This window comes from Rhizobium sp. TH2, from assembly GCF_024707525.1.
Lineage (GTDB): Bacteria > Pseudomonadota > Alphaproteobacteria > Rhizobiales > Rhizobiaceae > Rhizobium_E.
Genome location: NZ_CP062231.1, coordinates 5,610,058 through 5,626,891, shown reverse-complemented (window position 1 = coordinate 5,626,891; position 16,834 = coordinate 5,610,058). Strand labels below are relative to the sequence as shown.

Genomic DNA, 16,834 nt, shown 5'->3' with positions numbered 1-16,834 from the left:
AATTCTCCTCAAATTACCAGGCAGTGTAGCTGCCATCGGCGGTAACGATGGAGCCGGTCATCAGGCTCGATGCGTCGGACGCCAGGAACAGGATGACGGCCGCGACTTCCGGCGGCTGGCCCATCCGGTTCATCGGCGTATTGCCGACCCAATGCTTCATCATCTCGGGGTCGTCGTAGACGTAGCGGGTCAGTTCGGTCTCGATATAGGTCGGGGCCACCGCATTGACGCGGACATTGCGGGTCGCCCATTCGGCGGCGAGCGAACGCGTCAGGTGGTGCACGCCGGCCTTGGAGGCGTTGTACTGCGCCTGCTCCTGCGGCCGGTTGACGATCTCGGCCGACATCGAGCCGACATTGACGATGTTGCCGCCGCCCTGTTCCAACATCGCCTTGCCGAATGTGCGGCAGCACCAGAACAGGCCGTTGAGATTGACATCGATGACCTTGAGCCAGGTCGGATCGTCCATGGTCTCGGCGGGACGGTTGGAAATGGCGATGCCGGCATTGTTGACGAGAATATCGACGCGGCCGTGCCTGGCGACGATCGCGGCATGCACGTGCTCGACGGCGCGCGGATCGGTGACATCGAGCGTCTCGCTATCGACCGAGCGGCCCTTGGCGCGGATTTCCTCGGCTGCCTTCGCCGCTGCCTCCCCGTTCATGTCGGTGATGATGACCGTGGCGCCGGCTTCGCTGAGCGCATCGGCCGTGGCAAAGCCGATACCGCGCGCGGCGCCCGTGACAACTGCCGTCTTGCCCTTGAGGCTGAACAATTCGAGATACATTCTTTCCTCACACGTCCTGCAATGATGGATCGGCCAGCGCGTCGAGATCGTCATAGAGCGCTTGGCTGTTGAAATAGAGCTTGTCGAAGATCGGCTGCATCCTGGCATAGCGCTCCTGCCAGGCCGGATCGGGCAGGATTTCGTCGGCATAGCGGACATAGGCCGAGATGGCTTCATCGAGCGACGACATGGCGCCCGTCGCGACCGCGCCCATCGCAGCGCATCCGAGAATGCCGCATTCCTGCTCCTCGGGCACCACGATCGGCACGCCATAGATGCTCGCCTTGATACGGAGCCAGAGTTCTGTCTTGGCGCCGCCGCCGGAGGCGATGACGCGCTCGATCTTCTGGCCGGAGGCGTTCTCCATGATTTTCAGATGCCGGGCGCCGGCAAAGGCGACGCCCTCGAGAATGGCGCGGTTGAGATGGCTCAGGCCATGGGCGGCGCCGAGGCCGAAGAACTGGGCGCGGGCATTGCGATGCGCGCCGAGCCGTTCGCCGGTTAGGAACGGCAGGAAGAATAGACCATCGGAACCCACGGGCGCAGCATCGGCGCGGGCGACGAGTTGGTCGTAGCTCTCCTTGCCTTCGTGCAGGGCACGGCGCGCCCAGCGCATGGCGTCACCCCCGGTTTCTAGCAGCACGAAGGGACCCCAATTGCCCTCGACCGTCGCGACATTGGATATATCCGAATCGAGCAGCGGTGCGCGGGCGATCAGGGTCAGGATGCAGGATGTGCCGGTGACGTCGGAGACGAGGCCGGGCCGCGATGTGCCGGAGCCGAGCAGTGCCACGGGATAATCCGCGCCACCGACCAGCACCGGCGTGCCACCGGCGAGGCCGGTTTCAGCAGCGGCCGCCTCGGTGATGGTTCCCAGGATTTCCAATGGGTTGCGGATCGGCGGCAGCTTCGACGCATCGAGGCCGAGCCGCTTCACCATATCAGGGGACCAGGCCCGCGTGCCGGGGTTCATCAGAAAGGAACAGGACGCATCGCCCTCATCCATGGCGATCTCGCCGGTCAGCCGGAGATTGATGTAATCCTTCGGCATGATGACATGGGCGGCCTTGGCATAGGCTTGCCGGTCATTGTCGCGCAGCCAGGCGAGCTTGAAGCCGGGCCAGGCCGGCGTCGGCGGATTGCCGCTTTCGGCGAGATAAGTCAGAGGCGCATTGGCGCGTTCGAAATCGCGGACGAGGTCGATCGTGCGCTTGTCGTTCCAGAGCGGCACGGTATCCCGTGTCAGGCGGCCATCGGCATCGACCAGCACGGTGCCGTGCATCTGGCCGCAGGCGACGACGACGGAGATGCGGCTCTTCGCATTAGGTACTTCGGCGAGCACATTGCGGATTGTGGCCACCACGCCCGCCCACCAATCCTCGGGACGTTGTTCGGCCCAGCCGAAGCGCGGCACGATCTGGTCGTGCTCGCGGGCGGCGATCGTCACGATTGCGCCCTTGCCGTCGACCAGGGCGGCGCGAACGCTTCCCGTGCCGACATCGATGGCGAGCGTGAGGGCGGAGGTCATGCGGGTTGCCACTCCGGCCTCAGCGCTTCAGTGAACCGGTGCTGTATTGCAGCAGCATGGCGACGACGATGATGGCGCCCATATAGACCTGCTGGTGGTAGCCCGGCACGCCGGCGAGGTTCATGATGTTGGCGATGATGCCCATGACCAGCGCGCCGAGCAGCGTGTTGATCACCCCGCCCTTGCCACCCATGAGGCTCGCGCCACCGATGACGACGGCGGCGATGACATTGAGTTCGGCACCGACGCCGACCTGTGCCGAGCCGACACCGGTACGGCTCGATGAAATTATGCCGGCGACGGCAGCCAGCACGCCGGAGATCATATAGACGGCCAGGATATAGCGCGGCACGGCGATACCCGAGAGCCGGACGGCCTCCTCATTCGAGCCGATCGCGGTGATGATGCGGCCGAAGCGGGTGAAATTGAGCACCACGCCACCGACGATGAAGACGGCGAACATCAAAAGCACGGGCTGCGGGATGCCGAACAGGAAGCCGGAGCCGAAGCGGCTGAAGGCGGCACCCGCTTCATCGAGCGGTATCGGCCGGCCCTCGGAGATAATGAGTGAAAGACCGCGCGCAATCGCCATCATCGCCAGTGACATGACGAAGGACGGCAGGCGCAGATAAGCGATGAAGCCGCCGGTCACCAGGCCGCAAAGCGCGCCGCAGGCGAGAACCATGAGAATAGTGGGTACGGTTCCGTAACCTGAAATGGCGCAGAAATATCCGGTAAGAACCGAGCCCAGCGCCATGACCGAACCGACCGACAGATCGATGCCGCGCGTCAGGATGACGAACAGCATGCCGACCGCCATGATGCCCGCGCTCGATGCGACCTGGCGCAGCACGTTGAGGATATTGCCGCGGCTGAGGAAGTTTTCCGACCACATGGTGGCGACGACGACCAGAACGAGGAAGATCGCCAAGGTGCCAAAGCGCTGGATGATCGAGCGATAGTCGACCTTGATCTTTTCTTCCGGCTGCTTGGCGGTGTCTGTCGTGCTTGTCATGCCTGGCTACCCTGATTTGCTGTTAGTGCGCCGCCCGTCATCGACAGGCCCAGCAGGTTTTCTTCGCTATAGGTCTCGGGCGTGAGTTCGCCGCGAATGCGACCCTGCCCCATGGCGAGCACGCGGTCGCAGAGACCGAACAGTTCCTGATGCTCCGACGAGATGACGAGCACGGCCTTGCCATCCTCGGCGAGCTTGTTGACCAGTGCGTAGATCTCGCTCTTCGCGCCGACATCGACGCCGCGCGTGGGTTTATCGAGAATGATGACATCGCCATCGGCGTGGAACCACTTGGCCAGCACCACCTTCTGCTGGTTGCCGCCGGAGAGGCTGGAGACCGGCGCATCGACACTCGATGCCTTCAGCCTGAGGCTCTTGCCGAGCGCGGTGACATCGGCACGCTCCTTGGCCCGCTTGAGGAAACCGAAAGCGTTCACCACCGACGACATCCTGGCCATGGTGGCGTTGACGCGGATCGGCTTGTCGAGGATGACGCCCTGCTGCTTGCGGTCCTCCGGCACCAGGCCGATTCCGGCTTCAACGGCGTCCTTCGGCGATCTCGGCTTGAGCACCTTACCCTTGAGCGTGATCGTGCCGCTTTCCAGCGGATCGGCGCCGAAGATAACGCGCGCGACTTCCGTACGGCCCGAGCCGATCAGCCCGCCGAGGCCGACGATCTCGCCTGATCGAACGGAGAAACTGACATCGCGCACCATGCGCCCGGCGTTGAGATGTTCGACCTTGAGCATTTCCTGGCCGATGACGCGCTTGCCGCGCTCGGGGAACATGGCCGCGATCGGCCGGCCGACCATCATGCGGATGATGTCGTCGATCTTGACGTCACCCGTCGCGACGGTGCCGACGGTCTGGCCGTCCTTCATCACGGTCATGCGGTCGGCGATATCGAAGACTTCGTCGAGCCGATGGGAGATATAGACGATGCCGACGCCCCGATCTCGCAGACCGCGAATGATCTCGTGCAGCTTCATCGCATCCTGCGCCGCGAGCACGGCGGTCGGCTCGTCGAAGACGATGATCTTGATATCCTGCGACAGGGCCTTGGCGATCTCGACCACCTGCTGGTGGGCGACCGCGAGCGTGCCGGCGATGCGGCCGGGATCGATCTTGAAGCCGAGCCGATCGATGAGTTCCTTGGCCCGCTTGCGCAAGCTGGCATGGGAAATGATACCGGGCAGTTCGCCCAAGAAGATATTCTCCGCCACGGTCAGGTCCGGCGCCAGCGCCAGTTCCTGATGGATGACGACGATGCCGAGTGCACGCGCATCCCGGGGATCGCGGAAGACGACAGGCTTGCCATCGATGACGACTTCGCCATGGCTGGGGCTCATCTCGCCGCCAAGCACGCGCATCAGCGTGGATTTTCCGGCGCCATTTTCGCCGAGAAGCGCGTGAACCTCGCCCGGCCGCACGTCGAAATCCACCGATTTCAGCGCATGGATGCCGCCAAACGACTTGGAGATTGACTTGAGTTTGACGAGTTCAGTCACTGCGACTCTCCGGACAGAAGGCAATGAGACGACGGAGGTTGGCCCCGCCGTCTCATCTTCACGACTTGTACAGCCGTCTCGGGAGGAAAGGTATCAAAAGACAGCGTCGGCGCGGTAGTACTTGTCGACATTGTCCTTGGTGATGACGTCAGGTGTCGTCAGGTTGAGCTTCGGGAAGTTGTCCGGCAGCTCGCCCTTGACCGCCTTGAGGCCGATATCGACTGCGGTGCGGGCCACGAGATCCGGATCGTTGAGGCCGGTCGCGCCGTACTTGCCTTCCTTGATCAGGGCGTACGCTTCCTTCTGGCCGTCGGCGGCGGCGAGCGCCAGCACGTCGGTCTTGCCCTGGGCTTCCAGCGCCTTCATCGCGCCGAGTACCATGGAGTCGTTCTCGCCGAGCACGACGTTGGCATCGGGATGCGCGGTCAACAGGTCTTCCATGGCGGCGAGGCCGCCTTCATGGGCCCAACCGCCCCAACCCTGACCAACGACTTCGAAGCTGACCTTGCCTTCATTGACCAACTGGCCTTCGACCAGGCCCTTGAAGACGCCGAGGCGACGGTCGCGGCCAACTTCGTTGCCCTTGTCGCCCGAAAGAAGAATGATCTTCATCGGCTTGCCCTGCATCGTCTTGGCAAGCCACTGGCCGACGAGATAGCCGTTCTGGTCGTTCGACGAACGGACCTGGGTGATGACATTGGCTTTCGTGTTGATCGAGGAATCCATCACCACGACCTTGACGCCGGCAGCGGAGGCGGCATCGGCAGCGGCCACGAGGCCTTCCGGATCACGCGGATTGAGGATCAAGAGGTTGACGCCCTTGGCGACCATGTCTTCGACGTCGGCGATCTGCTTGGCCATGTCATTCTGGCCATCGGCGCTTGTCACTTCGCAACCGGCTTTCTTGGCCTGGTCTTCGGCGGCAGCAACCTGAGCGGCGAAATAGGGAGCGCCGAGCGTGTACATCGCGATGCCGACCTTGCAATCGGCAGCCTGTGCGGCACCGAACGAACCGACACTCATGACGGCAGCCAGCACGCATCCTGATAGGGTAATTTTCATGGGGTTTCTCCTCCGATTTCCATGACGTGGAAGCAATGCGGCCTCCTTTTTGTAGTTAAAATACATTTCTATAATTCCGTCAAGCGGTTATTTTCTCCCATTTTTGATTTGTTAGCACAATAGTGACGCATATTGCATTGCAATGCAGTCATTTTGCACTGCAGCAGGCAAATTGGATCGGATTAGCGCGTTCGGACGCTTGCGCATCAATCGCAATTATGTAGTATAACTACCGATAACGAATTGCAGGAGAATAGCAATGGCTTTGTTCGAGCCGGGCATCGGATATGTCGACATCGCAGCCGGACAGCTGAAGGGCGCCACCAACCGCTATGTGAAGACATACCGTGATCTCGATGGGCTCTACGAGGATGCCGAGGCATTCGCCACCGTTCTCGCCGAGCGCGGCGACGCGGTTGCCTATGAAGTCACGGACTACAAACCGTCGGCCAATGCCGGCGATATCATCATTGGCGTGACCCGCATGGAGCCGGGCAAGGTGGGCCACGAATACTACATGACGCGCGGACACATCCATGCGCGGCCGAACCGGCCCGAGATGTATTATGGCGAAAGCGGGCTCGGCGTAATGCTGCTCGAAAGTCCGGCGGGCGACATCCGCACGGTCGAGATCGGCCCGAAGACCATGTGCTATGTGCCGCCGTTCTGGATCCATCGTTCCGTCAATGTCGGCCAGGAACCGTTGGTGATGACCTTCGCCTATCCCGCCGATTCCGGCCAGGATTACGACATCATCGCCAAGGCGGGTGGCATGAAAAGGCGCATCGTCGATGACGGCAAAGGCGGATGGAAGGCGATCGACAACAAGGCCTACACGGGCCGCCCGCAGGCGTTGGTTGACAGCATCATGGCCAAGCTCGATTGATCGACACGGGGAGGATCACGATGACCGATTATCTTCCGGCGACCCGGCCGACGCTCTATTTCATCGGCGTGACGACGGGCAAGAGCTCGATCATGAAGGTGTTTCCGGCCTGGGCCAATCATCTCGGGCTGAAGGGCGCTGACATCAAGGGCATCGACTTTCCGCTACATGCGGAGCCTGAAGCGTACCGCAAGGCTGTCGCCTTCATCCGCGACGATCCGATGTCGCTCGGTGCGCTGGTGACCACCCACAAGATCGACCTGTTCAATGCCTGCAAGGACATGTTCGACGAGATCGACCCGCATGCGCGGCTGATGGACGAGACGAGTTGCATTTCCAAGCGCGATGGCAAGCTGGTCTGCCATGCGAAGGACCCGATTTCGTCCGGTCTGGCAATGGACGCCTTCCTGCCCGACGGCTATTTCGAGCGCACCGGCGCCGAGCTTTTCTCGATCGGCGCGGGTGGTTCGACCATCGCGCTGACCTGGCACATGATGCATAAGCGGCGCGCGGGCGACCGGCCATCGCGGATCGTCGTCTCCAATCGCAGCCAGCATCGTATCGACGAGATCAGGCGCATCCACAATGCCATGGGCAGGACAGTGCCGGTCGACTATGTGCTGGCGCCGCAGGCAACCGAGAACGACGCGATCGTTGCGGGATTGAAGCCGGGCTCGGTGGTGATCAATGCCACCGGCCTCGGCAAGGATGCACCCGGTTCGCCGCTGACGGATGCAGTCACGTTCGCCGAAAACGGCGTCGTCTGGGATCTCAATTATCGGGGCGAGCTGATCTTTCTCGACCAGGCACGGGCGCAGAAGGAAGCGCGCAACCTGCAGATCGAGGACGGTTGGGTGTATTTCATCCACGGTTGGACGCAGGTGATCGCTGAAGTCTTCCATATCGACATACCACCGAGCGGACCCGGATTCGACGCGATCTCGAAGATCGCGCTTGACGTGACGAAAGGCTGAACCATGGGTCACAAAGTGCTCGTCACGCCGCGCTCGCTGACCGAGGCGCCACATCCCGCGGTCGAGGACATGGCCCGCCATGGCGTCGAGATCGTCTACGCGACTCCCGGCAAGCTGCCGGATGAGGCGGAACTGCTGCGGCTGGTACCCGACATCGCGGGCTGGCTGGCCGGGGTGGAGCCTGTATCACCAAAGGTCATCGCTGCGGCGTCCCGGCTTCGCGTCGTCAGCCGCAACGGCACGGGCCTCGACAACCTGCCGCTCGGCGAATTGAAGTCGCGCGGCATCGCGGTGCGCACGGCCGATGGCGCCAATGCGCGCGGCGTGGCGGAACTCGCCATCGCCATGATCTTCTCGGCCATGCGCCATCTGCCCTACACCGACCAGGGCCTGAAGGCCGGGGGCTGGCCGCGCCGGCGCGGTATCGAGTTCTTCGGACGTACGATCGGCATTATCGGCTGCGGCGCGGTCGGCGGCACGGTCGCGCGGCTGGCGGCGGCGATGGGCGCGCATATCATGGCCTTCGATCCCGCCCGGCCCGATCTCTGCATCGACCCAACGCGTTTCCGCTGGGCAACGCATGAAGAAATTTTCCGTCAGGCCGATATCCTGACGCTGCATTGTCCGCCAAGCCGCGATGGCGCACTGGTCAACCACGATATGCTCGCGACGGTGAAGCCGGGCCTTATCCTGGTCAATACGGCCCGCGCGTCATTGGTCAATGAAGCCGCCTTGATCGAAGCGCTCGATGCCAAGCGGCTGCTGACCTATTGCGTCGATGTGTTCGACCCCGAGCCGCCGGTATTTCCGGGTCTAGCCTCGCGACCGGATGTCATCGCAAGCTCGCATATTGGCGGCTACACTGAGGAAAGCGTCAACCGCGCGACCGAGATGGCGGTCTTCAACCTGATGGAATCGCTCGGCCTGAAACAGCATGCGCTGACGGCGTGATGCCATGGTGACGCTGCGCGCCACCCCTTTCGACGAACCGCTCGCGGTCAGGCTCGCCAAGGGTCCGGGCGACGGTGTGTCGCTTTACTGGCTCGGACAGGCCGGTTTTGTGATCGATGCGCAGGGCGAGCGCATTGTCATCGATCCCTATCTCTCGGATTCGCTCGCGGTCAAATATCGCGATGCAGCCTTCTCGCACGAAAGAATGGCGCCCGCGCCGCTGAGGGCGGATCAGCTAGGGCCGGTCGATCTTATGCTCTGCACCCATCATCACACCGACCACATGGATGGCGAGACGCTGAACCTGCTGGCGAAACGCCTGCCCGGATTGAACTTCGTGGTGCCCGCCGCCGCGTGGGAGCTTGCCATGCAACGGATCGGTGTCGATGCGAGCCGGTTGATCAAAATCGATGCGGGAGATCGCATGAAGATTGGAAATCTAGAGCTTCATGTCATGCGGGCTGCCCATGAGACATTGGAACGCGACGAAGCCGGCCGCCACCGCTTTCTCGGCTATGGCCTGGAATTCGGCAAGGTGAAAATCCTCCACTCCGGTGACACGATTCCCTTTCCCGGGCAGGACGAGGAGATCAGGGCCTTAGCACCCGATCTGGCATTGCTGCCGGTCAATGGACGCTCGGAAGCATTGCGAACATCGGGCTTCGCTGGAAACCTCACACTTTCTGAATCCATCGCACTTTGTGCCCGCTGCGGCATCGGCGCAATGATCGCGCATCATTACGGCATGTTCGCATTCAACACGATCGCGCCCGATGAGATCGAAAATGCCGTCGCGCAGGCGCCAATCGCGCTTCGGCGCGCCCGCTACGGCATCGAGTTTCGCCTTGACGATGCGTAGGGCACGGTGGCAGGAAATCTGTCATGGCATATGAAGAAATATCCAGCCGCAATACCGGGCAAAACATCCTAGAAATCGTGCGGCAGGCCTTGCCTGACCTTCGCAAGTCCGAACGCAAGGTCGCCAACCGCGTGCTGGAGGATCCGAGTCGTATCCTCAATGCCGCACTGGCGGAAGCAGCAGCCCTCTCAGATGTCAGCGAACCGACCGTCATTCGGTTCTGTGTGGCGATCGGCTGCAGCGGCTACCAGGAGTTCAAGCTCCGGCTCGCCCATAGCCTGGCACTCGGCACGACCGCGACGCATTCGGTGCTTTCGAAGGACGACAGTACGTCCGAACTGGTCGAGAAGATCTTCGGCTATACGATGACCAGCCTCGACTGGGCGCGCAGCCATCTCGACACCAAGGCGCTGGGTGAAGCGATCGCGCTGCTCAGCGAGGCCCGCAGCATAGAATTCTTCGGCCTGGGCGCCTCGGGCATCGTGGCGCTCGATGCACAGCAGAAGTTTCCGCTGTTCGGCGTGCCCTGCGGCGCGCAGGCCGACACGCATCAGCAGTTGATGACAGCATCGATGATGCGGCCCGGCGATGTTGCGGTGATTTTCTCCAATACCGGCCACACGATCGCGATGATCGAGGTGGCGAAGGAAGCGCAGGCCGGCGGCGCCAGGGTGATCGCGGTTTCCGGCTCGCGCTCGCCGCTGCTCGACCATTGCGACGTGGCAATCCTGGTCGAGACGCTCGACAATACCGACATCTACACGCCGACGATCTCGCGTATCGCGGCCCTCGTCGTCGTCGATATCCTCTGTTCGGCGGTCGGTCTTCGACGTGACGCCGAACATGGGCAGCGCTTTGAAAACATGAAGCAATTGCTGCGCAACCAGCGCATCAACGGGCCTGCCAAGCAATCCTGATCATACGCCCCTAATACCCCGATCCTGCTGAAACCGCATCTCGGTTGCGACGGCATGTCTGACCCTTGCTCGGAGTTGGTTGACAAGGACCGATTCGTCGGAAATGCTAGGATGTCAGACCAATTTAAAGCCGCTCGATTCAAGAAGCGGCGTCGACAGGGGAAATCGCCGGATGACGGCAGATGTAAACGGCAGGCCGCAATTCATGCCATTGCCGCCGCTCGACAGGGCGGCGCAGGTCATCGACGCGCTCGCCACCTATATCGACAGCGCCAGCCTGAAAGCCGGCGACCGGTTGCCAGCCGAGCGCGAATTGATGTCGGCGCTCGCCGTCGGCCGCTCGACCATCCGCGAGGTCATCCGTCATTTCCAGGCGCTCGGCGTCATGGAAACCCGCAAGGGCAGCGGCACGTATCTGCTCAAGCCCGTGTCTCTCGCCACGATCCACATGCCGCTGTCGCTCAATGCGACGCATCTGCGCGATGTGCTGTTGCAGACGCTGGAAGTACGGCGCGGCATCGAATGCGAAGCCGGCATGGTCGCGGCGCGCCGCCGCACGGCGCAGGACCTCGTCATGATCGAGGAAAAGCTCAACGAGATGGAGCGCGTGCATATTGCCAAGGGCACGTCGGGGCCGGAGGACCTGGCCTTCCACCTTGCCATTTACGATGCCACCCACAATCCGCTGTTCGCGCAATTGCTGGAGCAGATGCGTGGCGCATTCGAGCGGTTCTGGACACACCCCTTCGACCGGGTGGATTTCGCCCGCCGCTCGTTTCCGTTCCACCGCACGCTGTTCAACGCGATCGTCGCCCAGGACACCGAGGCCGCGCGGCGCGAGACGCTCAAGATTCTCGACGTGGTCGAGGAAGATATCAAGGAAATGTCGAAATGAATGACGGGCTGGATCCGTTCGAACTTGCTTCGCTCACCGTCGCGCATGACGAGGGCAACTATGCGGAGGCCGTGGTGCCGCCGATCTTCCAGACGTCGCTCTTCACCTTCTCCGATTACGACGACATGATTTCCTCGTATCGCGGCGAGAAGGTGCGGCCGATCTATACGCGCGGCCTGAACCCGACCGTCCGGATGTTCGAGGAGATGCTGGCCAAGCTTGAAGGTGCGGAGGATGCACTCGGCTTTGCCAGCGGCATGGCGGCAATCTCGTCCACGGTGCTGAGCTTCGTCGAACCGGGTGACCGCATCGTCGCGGTCCGCCACGTCTATCCCGATGCCTTTCGCCTGTTCGGCACGATCCTCAAGAAGCTCAAGGTCGAAGTGACCTATGTCGATGGCCGCGACGAGGAAGCGGTTGCCAGGGCGCTGCCCGGCGCCAAGCTGCTTTACATGGAAAGCCCGACAAGCTGGGTGATGGAAGCCCATGATGTCGGCGCGCTTGCGGCGCTCGCAAAGCGGCATGGTCTGATCACCATGATCGACAACAGCTGGGCGAGCCCCATCTTCCAGCAACCGATCAAGCTGGGCGTCGATCTTGTGCTGCATTCCGCCTCTAAATATCTCGGCGGTCATAGCGATGTCGTCTCGGGCGTCGTCGCGGGCTCGAAGGAGCTGATCGGCCGCATCAAGGCCGAGGCCTATCCCTATCTCGGCGCCAAGATGTCGCCGTTCGATGCGTGGCTGCTCATTCGCGGCCTGCGGACTCTGCCGATCCGCATGAAAGCACACGAAGCCTCCGGCATGGAGATCGCACGGCGGCTGCAGGATCATGCGCTGGTCGAGCAGGTGTGCCATCCGGGTCTCGCCAATCGCCTGCCGCCGGGATTGAACGGCACTTCGGGCCTGTTCTCTTTCATTTTCCGCGAGGGCGTCGATATCCGCGCCTTCGCCGATCACCTCTCGCTCTTCAAGCTGGGTGTCAGCTGGGGCGGACATGAAAGCCTGATCGTACCGGGCGAGGTCGTGCTTCAGCAGAAGGCACAGCCGAATTCCGCGCATGCCTTTGGCATCAATGCGCGGTCCGTACGCCTCCATGTCGGCCTCGAGGGAACAGAGGCGCTATGGAGCGATATCGAGGCGGCGATGGCAGCCGCAACGTGAGATCAATGAACCGAAACTGGGAGAAACGGACATGATGAAAAGACTGATTACCGCAGCACTCTTCGCCACGATGATGGCGGGAACCGCCATTGCCGACACGACGCTGAAACTGGTGGAAGTGATCACCAGCCCCGAGCGCACCGAAACGCTGAAATCGATCGTCGCCAAGTTCGAGACGGCCAATCCCGGCACCAAGGTCGAGATCATCTCACTGCCGTGGGGCGAAGCCTTCCAGAAGTTCGCCACCATGGTCTCCGCCGGCGACACGCCCGACGTGATGGAAATGCCCGACACCTGGCTGTCGCTCTATGCCAATAACGGCATGCTCGAAAGCCTTGAGCCTTATCTCGAAAAGTGGGAGCACACCGGCGACCTGACACCGCGCGCACTGGACCTCGGCCGCGACGTCAAGGATACGGCCTATATGCTGCCTTACGGCTTCTATCTGCGCGCCATGTTCTACAACAAGAAGCTTCTTGCAGAAGCCGGCGTGAAGGAGCCGCCGAAGACCCTCGATGAATTCACCGCGGCTTCAGCAGCGATTTCCAAGCTCCCCGGCAAATATGGCTACTGCATGCGCGGCGGTCCCGGCGGGCTCAATGGCTGGATGATCTTCGCCGCCTCCATGGCCGGCGACAATACCTACTTCAAAGAAGATGGCACCTCGACCATGAACAGCGAAGGCTGGGTCAAGGGCTTCGAGTGGATGGTCGATCTCTACAAGAAGGGCTACGCGCCGAAGGACAGCATCAACTGGGGCTTCAACGAGATCGTGGCCGGCTTCTATTCCGGTACATGCGCCTTCCTCGACCAGGATCCGGACGCGCTGATCGCCATTGCCGAACGCATGAACAAGGACGATTTCGGCGTCATGCCGCTGCCCAAGGGGCCGGATGGCAAGTCCTATCCGACGATCGGCTATGCCGGCTGGTCGATGTTCTCGACCACCAAGGACAAGGATCTTTCCTGGAAGCTGATCGCCACCCTCGAAGGCCCGGAAGGCAATATCGAGTGGAACAAGCGCGTCGGCGCGCTGCCGGCGCTGAAGTCGGCCGAGAAGGACCCTTTCTACGCGGGTGACCAGTTCAAGGGCTGGTTCGAGGAACTGGCGGATCCGAACACGGTTCCGACCGTGATGCCGACCTATCTTGAGGAGTTTGCCTTCTTCAAGGATTCGATCGCGATCAAGACCTCACAGCAGGCGCTGCTCGGCGAGATCACGCCGAAGGAACTGGCTGACCAGTGGGCCGAATATCTGACCAAGGCCCAGCAGAAACATCTCGCCAAGAAGTAAGCAGGGCGAGATCGGCGGCGGGCGGCTGGGGTAGCCGGCCGTCGCCAACTTTCACGGGGTAAGACCGGCGCGAAGACGCCGCGAAAATGACAGCGAAAGACGCTGCAATACATGACGGCGAAGGCGCCGCATGAGGGAAAGCTTGGCTGATGACCATTCCTGCCGATACGATCGACCGGCGGCACGACCGCAAGCCGTGGCTGAAGCGCCTCGCCGACGGTTCGACGCCCTATTTATATAGCGCGCCATCGCTGATCCTGATTGCCGGGGTGATGCTGGTGCCGCTGGTGATCGGCATTTCCTATGCCTTCCGCGATATCGTGCTGCTCAATCCCTTCTCGGGCGGCTTTATCGGGCTGGATCATTTCCGGACCCTGTCCAAAGATGCCGCATTCTATGGAGCGCTGAAGAACACGCTCTGGTGGACAGGCGCTTCCGTCCTCCTGCAATTCATCTTCGGGCTGATCCTCGCGCTTTTGCTCGACAAGCCGTTTCGCGGCCGGGGCATCGTCCAGGCGCTGGTCTTCCTGCCCTGGGCCGTGCCGAGTTTCCTCGCTGGCCTGAATTGGGCATGGCTCTTCAATCCTGTTATCGGGCCTATTCCGCACTGGCTCTTTGCGATGGGCCTGATGAACGAGCCGGGCAATATCCTGTCCGACCCGCATTATGCGATGTGGGGGCCGATCATTGCCAATGTCTGGTGGGGCATTCCCTTCTTCGCCATCACGCTGCTGGCAGCACTGCAGGCAATCCCGCGCGATCTCTACGAGGCCGCCTCGATCGATGGTGCCGGCTGGTTCCAGCGCTTCCGTTCGATCACGCTGCCATTTCTCGCGCCGACCATCGCGGTCACGGTGCTTCTGCGCACCGTATGGGTCTCGAATTTCGCCGACCTGATCGTGGTGATGACATCGGGCGGGCCGGCGGACCGGACGCAGATCGTCGCCAGCTACATCTTCACCCAAGCCTTCAGGGCGCTCGATTTCGGCTACGCCTCAGCGATCGCGCTGGTGCTGCTGGTGCTGCTGCTCGCCTATTCGATGCTGATCATCCTGCTCCGCCAGATGCTGTTGAAGGATTGAGACCATGAGATCAGGCAGCATAATTCCTACCATTGCGCACCGACTGGCGATTCTCGTCTATATCGTCTTCGCGCTGTTTCCGCTGTTCTGGCTGCTTAAGGTTTCGGTGACGCCGAACAAGCTGCTCTATAGCGAGGGCGTGCGGATGTGGCCGTCAGAGATGACCTGGGAACACTATTCCTTCGTGCTGCGCCACAGCGCCTTTCCGACCTTCTTCAAGAACAGCCTGATCGTCTCGGCATCGACGGCGGTTGCCGTGACGGTCTGCGCGTCACTCTCCGGCTATGCGCTGTCGCGCTTCTCCTTCCCTGCGAAATACTGGATCGTGGCGCTGATGCTGCTGACACAGATGTTCCCATTGGTCATGCTGGTGGCGCCGATCTTCAAGATCCTGTCGCCGCTCGGGCTGACCAACAGCCTGACCGGTCTCATCATCGTCTACACTGCCTTCAACGTGCCCTTCGCGACCTTCCTGATGCAGTCCTTCTTCGACGGAATTCCACGCGATCTCGAAGAAGCCGCGATGATCGACGGGGCCACCCAATTCGTTGCGTTCCGCCAAATCATCCTGCCGCTGACGCTGCCGGGCATCGCCGCGACGCTGGGCTTCGTGTTTACCGCCGCCTGGAGCGAGTTGCTCTTCGCCCTGATGCTGATCAACGGCAATGATGCCGCGACCTTCCCGGTCGGTCTGCTCACTTTTGTGTCGAAATTCTCGGTCGATTTCGGGCAGATGATGGCAGCGGGCGTCATGGCGCTCATTCCGGCCGGCCTCTTCTTCCTGCTCATCCAGCGCTATCTCGTCCAAGGCCTCACGGCCGGCGCGGTCAAGGGTTAAACTTATGGCTTCCATCAATATCCAGAATGTCCAGAAGAGCTTCGGCAAGGTGCATGTCCTGCACGGCGTCGATCTCGATATCAGGGACGGCGAATTCATCGTGCTGGTCGGCCCCTCCGGTTGCGGCAAGTCCACATTGCTGCGGATGATTGCGGGGCTCGAGGAGGTCAGCGGCGGCGATATCAGCATCGAGGGCAAGCGGGTCAACGATCTCGCGCCCAAGGATCGCGATATCGCCATGGTGTTCCAATCCTATGCGCTCTATCCGCATATGAATGTGGCCAACAACATGAGCTACAGCCTGAGGCTTAGGAAGCAGGCGCAGGAGAAGATCGCAAGCGCGGTCGCTGCTGCGTCCGCCAAGCTCGGGCTCGATCCCCTACTGGAGCGTCGGCCCAAGGCACTCTCCGGTGGCCAGCGCCAGCGCGTCGCCATGGGCCGCGCCATTGTGCGCCAGCCCAAGGCCTTCCTGTTCGACGAACCGCTTTCCAATCTCGATGCGCGCCTGCGCGAACAGATGCGCGCCGAGATCAAGAAACTGCACGCCGACCTCAAGGCGACTTCCATCTATGTAACGCATGATCAGATCGAGGCGATGACGCTGGCCGACCGGATCGTCGCCATGCATGGCGGCGTGGTGCAGCAAGTCGGCACGCCGCTCGATCTCTACGATCGCCCCGCCAACCTGTTCGTCGCGGGCTTCATTGGCTCGCCGGGGATGAATTTCCTCGAAGCGCAGTGCGTGTTCTCTGGCGAGAACGCGACGATCAAGCTAGCCGACGGCACTGAGTTGCCGGTGCGAACCAAGAGCGGCATCGCACCGAATGCGCCGGTGACACTCGGGGTTCGGCCCGAACATGTCGCGGTCGTCAGCGAAGGTGGGATGACGGCAAGTGTCGAACTCATGGAGCCGACCGGTTTCGGGATCATCGTGCATGCCTCGCTGCACGGCTTGCCGTTCAAGCTGTTCACGCTCGATCGCGCGATGCTCGCCGCCGGCCCGAAGATCCAGGTCGCCTTCCCACCCCAGCACCTGCATGTCTTCGATGCCGACGGGCGTAGGATCGATTGAACG

16 protein-coding genes are annotated in these 16,834 nt (G+C 61.8%); 11 read left to right on the top strand and 5 right to left on the bottom strand.

What is annotated here, in order from left to right; all coding sequences use genetic code 11:
- Positions 1–13 precede the first annotated feature (13 nt).
- From IHQ71_RS27570 to IHQ71_RS27550, 5 genes are all read right to left on the bottom strand, one after another.
- Positions 14–787: an SDR family NAD(P)-dependent oxidoreductase gene (locus IHQ71_RS27570; RefSeq protein WP_258159585.1), complete on the bottom strand. Its 774-nt coding sequence runs from the start codon at positions 785–787 to the stop codon at positions 14–16.
- 7 nt (positions 788–794) lie between these two features.
- Positions 795–2,315, bottom strand: coding sequence for an FGGY-family carbohydrate kinase (locus IHQ71_RS27565; RefSeq protein ID WP_258159584.1), 1,521 nt, complete (start codon positions 2,313–2,315; stop codon positions 795–797).
- A 19-nt stretch (positions 2,316–2,334) separates the two neighbouring features.
- The gene (locus IHQ71_RS27560) at positions 2,335–3,330 is read right to left on the bottom strand and encodes an ABC transporter permease (protein WP_258159583.1); all 996 of its coding nucleotides are present in this window, start codon (positions 3,328–3,330) and stop codon (positions 2,335–2,337) included.
- On the bottom strand, positions 3,327–4,838 hold the full coding sequence (locus IHQ71_RS27555; protein WP_258159582.1) for a sugar ABC transporter ATP-binding protein: 1,512 nt from the start codon (positions 4,836–4,838) through the stop codon (positions 3,327–3,329). The genes IHQ71_RS27560 and IHQ71_RS27555 overlap by 4 nt, the downstream gene beginning before the upstream one ends.
- A 93-nt stretch (positions 4,839–4,931) precedes the next feature.
- Complete coding sequence (locus IHQ71_RS27550) at positions 4,932–5,900, bottom strand: substrate-binding domain-containing protein (RefSeq protein ID WP_258159581.1); 969 nt, start codon at positions 5,898–5,900, stop codon at positions 4,932–4,934.
- A gap of 259 nt (positions 5,901–6,159) precedes the next feature.
- On the opposite strand from IHQ71_RS27550, the gene IHQ71_RS27545 reads away from it, so the two are divergent.
- From IHQ71_RS27545 to IHQ71_RS27495, 11 genes are all read left to right on the top strand, one after another.
- The gene (locus tag IHQ71_RS27545) at positions 6,160–6,786 is read left to right on the top strand and encodes a glucose-6-phosphate isomerase (protein ID WP_258159580.1); all 627 of its coding nucleotides are present in this window, start codon (positions 6,160–6,162) and stop codon (positions 6,784–6,786) included.
- 20 nt (positions 6,787–6,806) lie between these two features.
- A complete protein-coding gene (locus tag IHQ71_RS27540) occupies positions 6,807–7,760 on the top strand; it encodes a shikimate dehydrogenase (RefSeq protein ID WP_258159579.1) in 954 nt (317 codons plus the stop codon).
- 3 nt (positions 7,761–7,763) lie between these two features.
- Positions 7,764–8,711 carry an NAD(P)-dependent oxidoreductase gene (locus IHQ71_RS27535; RefSeq protein WP_258159578.1) on the top strand — a complete coding sequence of 316 codons (948 nt, stop codon included), beginning with the start codon at positions 7,764–7,766 and terminating at the stop codon, positions 8,709–8,711.
- 4 nt (positions 8,712–8,715) lie between these two features.
- Positions 8,716–9,570, top strand: a complete 855-nt coding sequence (locus tag IHQ71_RS27530) for an MBL fold metallo-hydrolase (protein WP_258159577.1) — start codon at positions 8,716–8,718, stop codon at positions 9,568–9,570.
- Positions 9,571–9,593: 23 nt separating this feature from the next.
- Complete coding sequence (locus IHQ71_RS27525) at positions 9,594–10,487, top strand: SIS domain-containing protein (protein WP_258159576.1); 894 nt, start codon at positions 9,594–9,596, stop codon at positions 10,485–10,487.
- 172 nt (positions 10,488–10,659) lie between these two features.
- Positions 10,660–11,382, top strand: a complete 723-nt coding sequence (locus tag IHQ71_RS27520; protein ID WP_258159575.1) for a FadR/GntR family transcriptional regulator — start codon at positions 10,660–10,662, stop codon at positions 11,380–11,382.
- Complete coding sequence (locus tag IHQ71_RS27515; RefSeq protein WP_258159574.1) at positions 11,379–12,545, top strand: PLP-dependent transferase; 1,167 nt, start codon at positions 11,379–11,381, stop codon at positions 12,543–12,545. Before IHQ71_RS27520 ends, IHQ71_RS27515 begins: the two co-directional genes overlap by 4 nt.
- A gap of 34 nt (positions 12,546–12,579) precedes the next feature.
- A complete protein-coding gene (locus IHQ71_RS27510; RefSeq protein WP_258162971.1) occupies positions 12,580–13,839 on the top strand; it encodes a sugar ABC transporter substrate-binding protein in 1,260 nt (419 codons plus the stop codon).
- A 149-nt stretch (positions 13,840–13,988) separates the two neighbouring features.
- The gene (locus tag IHQ71_RS27505; protein WP_258159573.1) at positions 13,989–14,921 is read left to right on the top strand and encodes a carbohydrate ABC transporter permease; all 933 of its coding nucleotides are present in this window, start codon (positions 13,989–13,991) and stop codon (positions 14,919–14,921) included.
- A gap of 4 nt (positions 14,922–14,925) precedes the next feature.
- Entirely contained in the window at positions 14,926–15,759 is an 834-nt protein-coding gene (locus IHQ71_RS27500) for a carbohydrate ABC transporter permease (protein ID WP_258159572.1), read from the top strand.
- Between the two features lie 4 nt (positions 15,760–15,763).
- On the top strand, positions 15,764–16,831 hold the full coding sequence (locus IHQ71_RS27495; protein WP_258159571.1) for an ABC transporter ATP-binding protein: 1,068 nt from the start codon (positions 15,764–15,766) through the stop codon (positions 16,829–16,831).
- Positions 16,832–16,834: the final 3 nt, after the last annotated feature.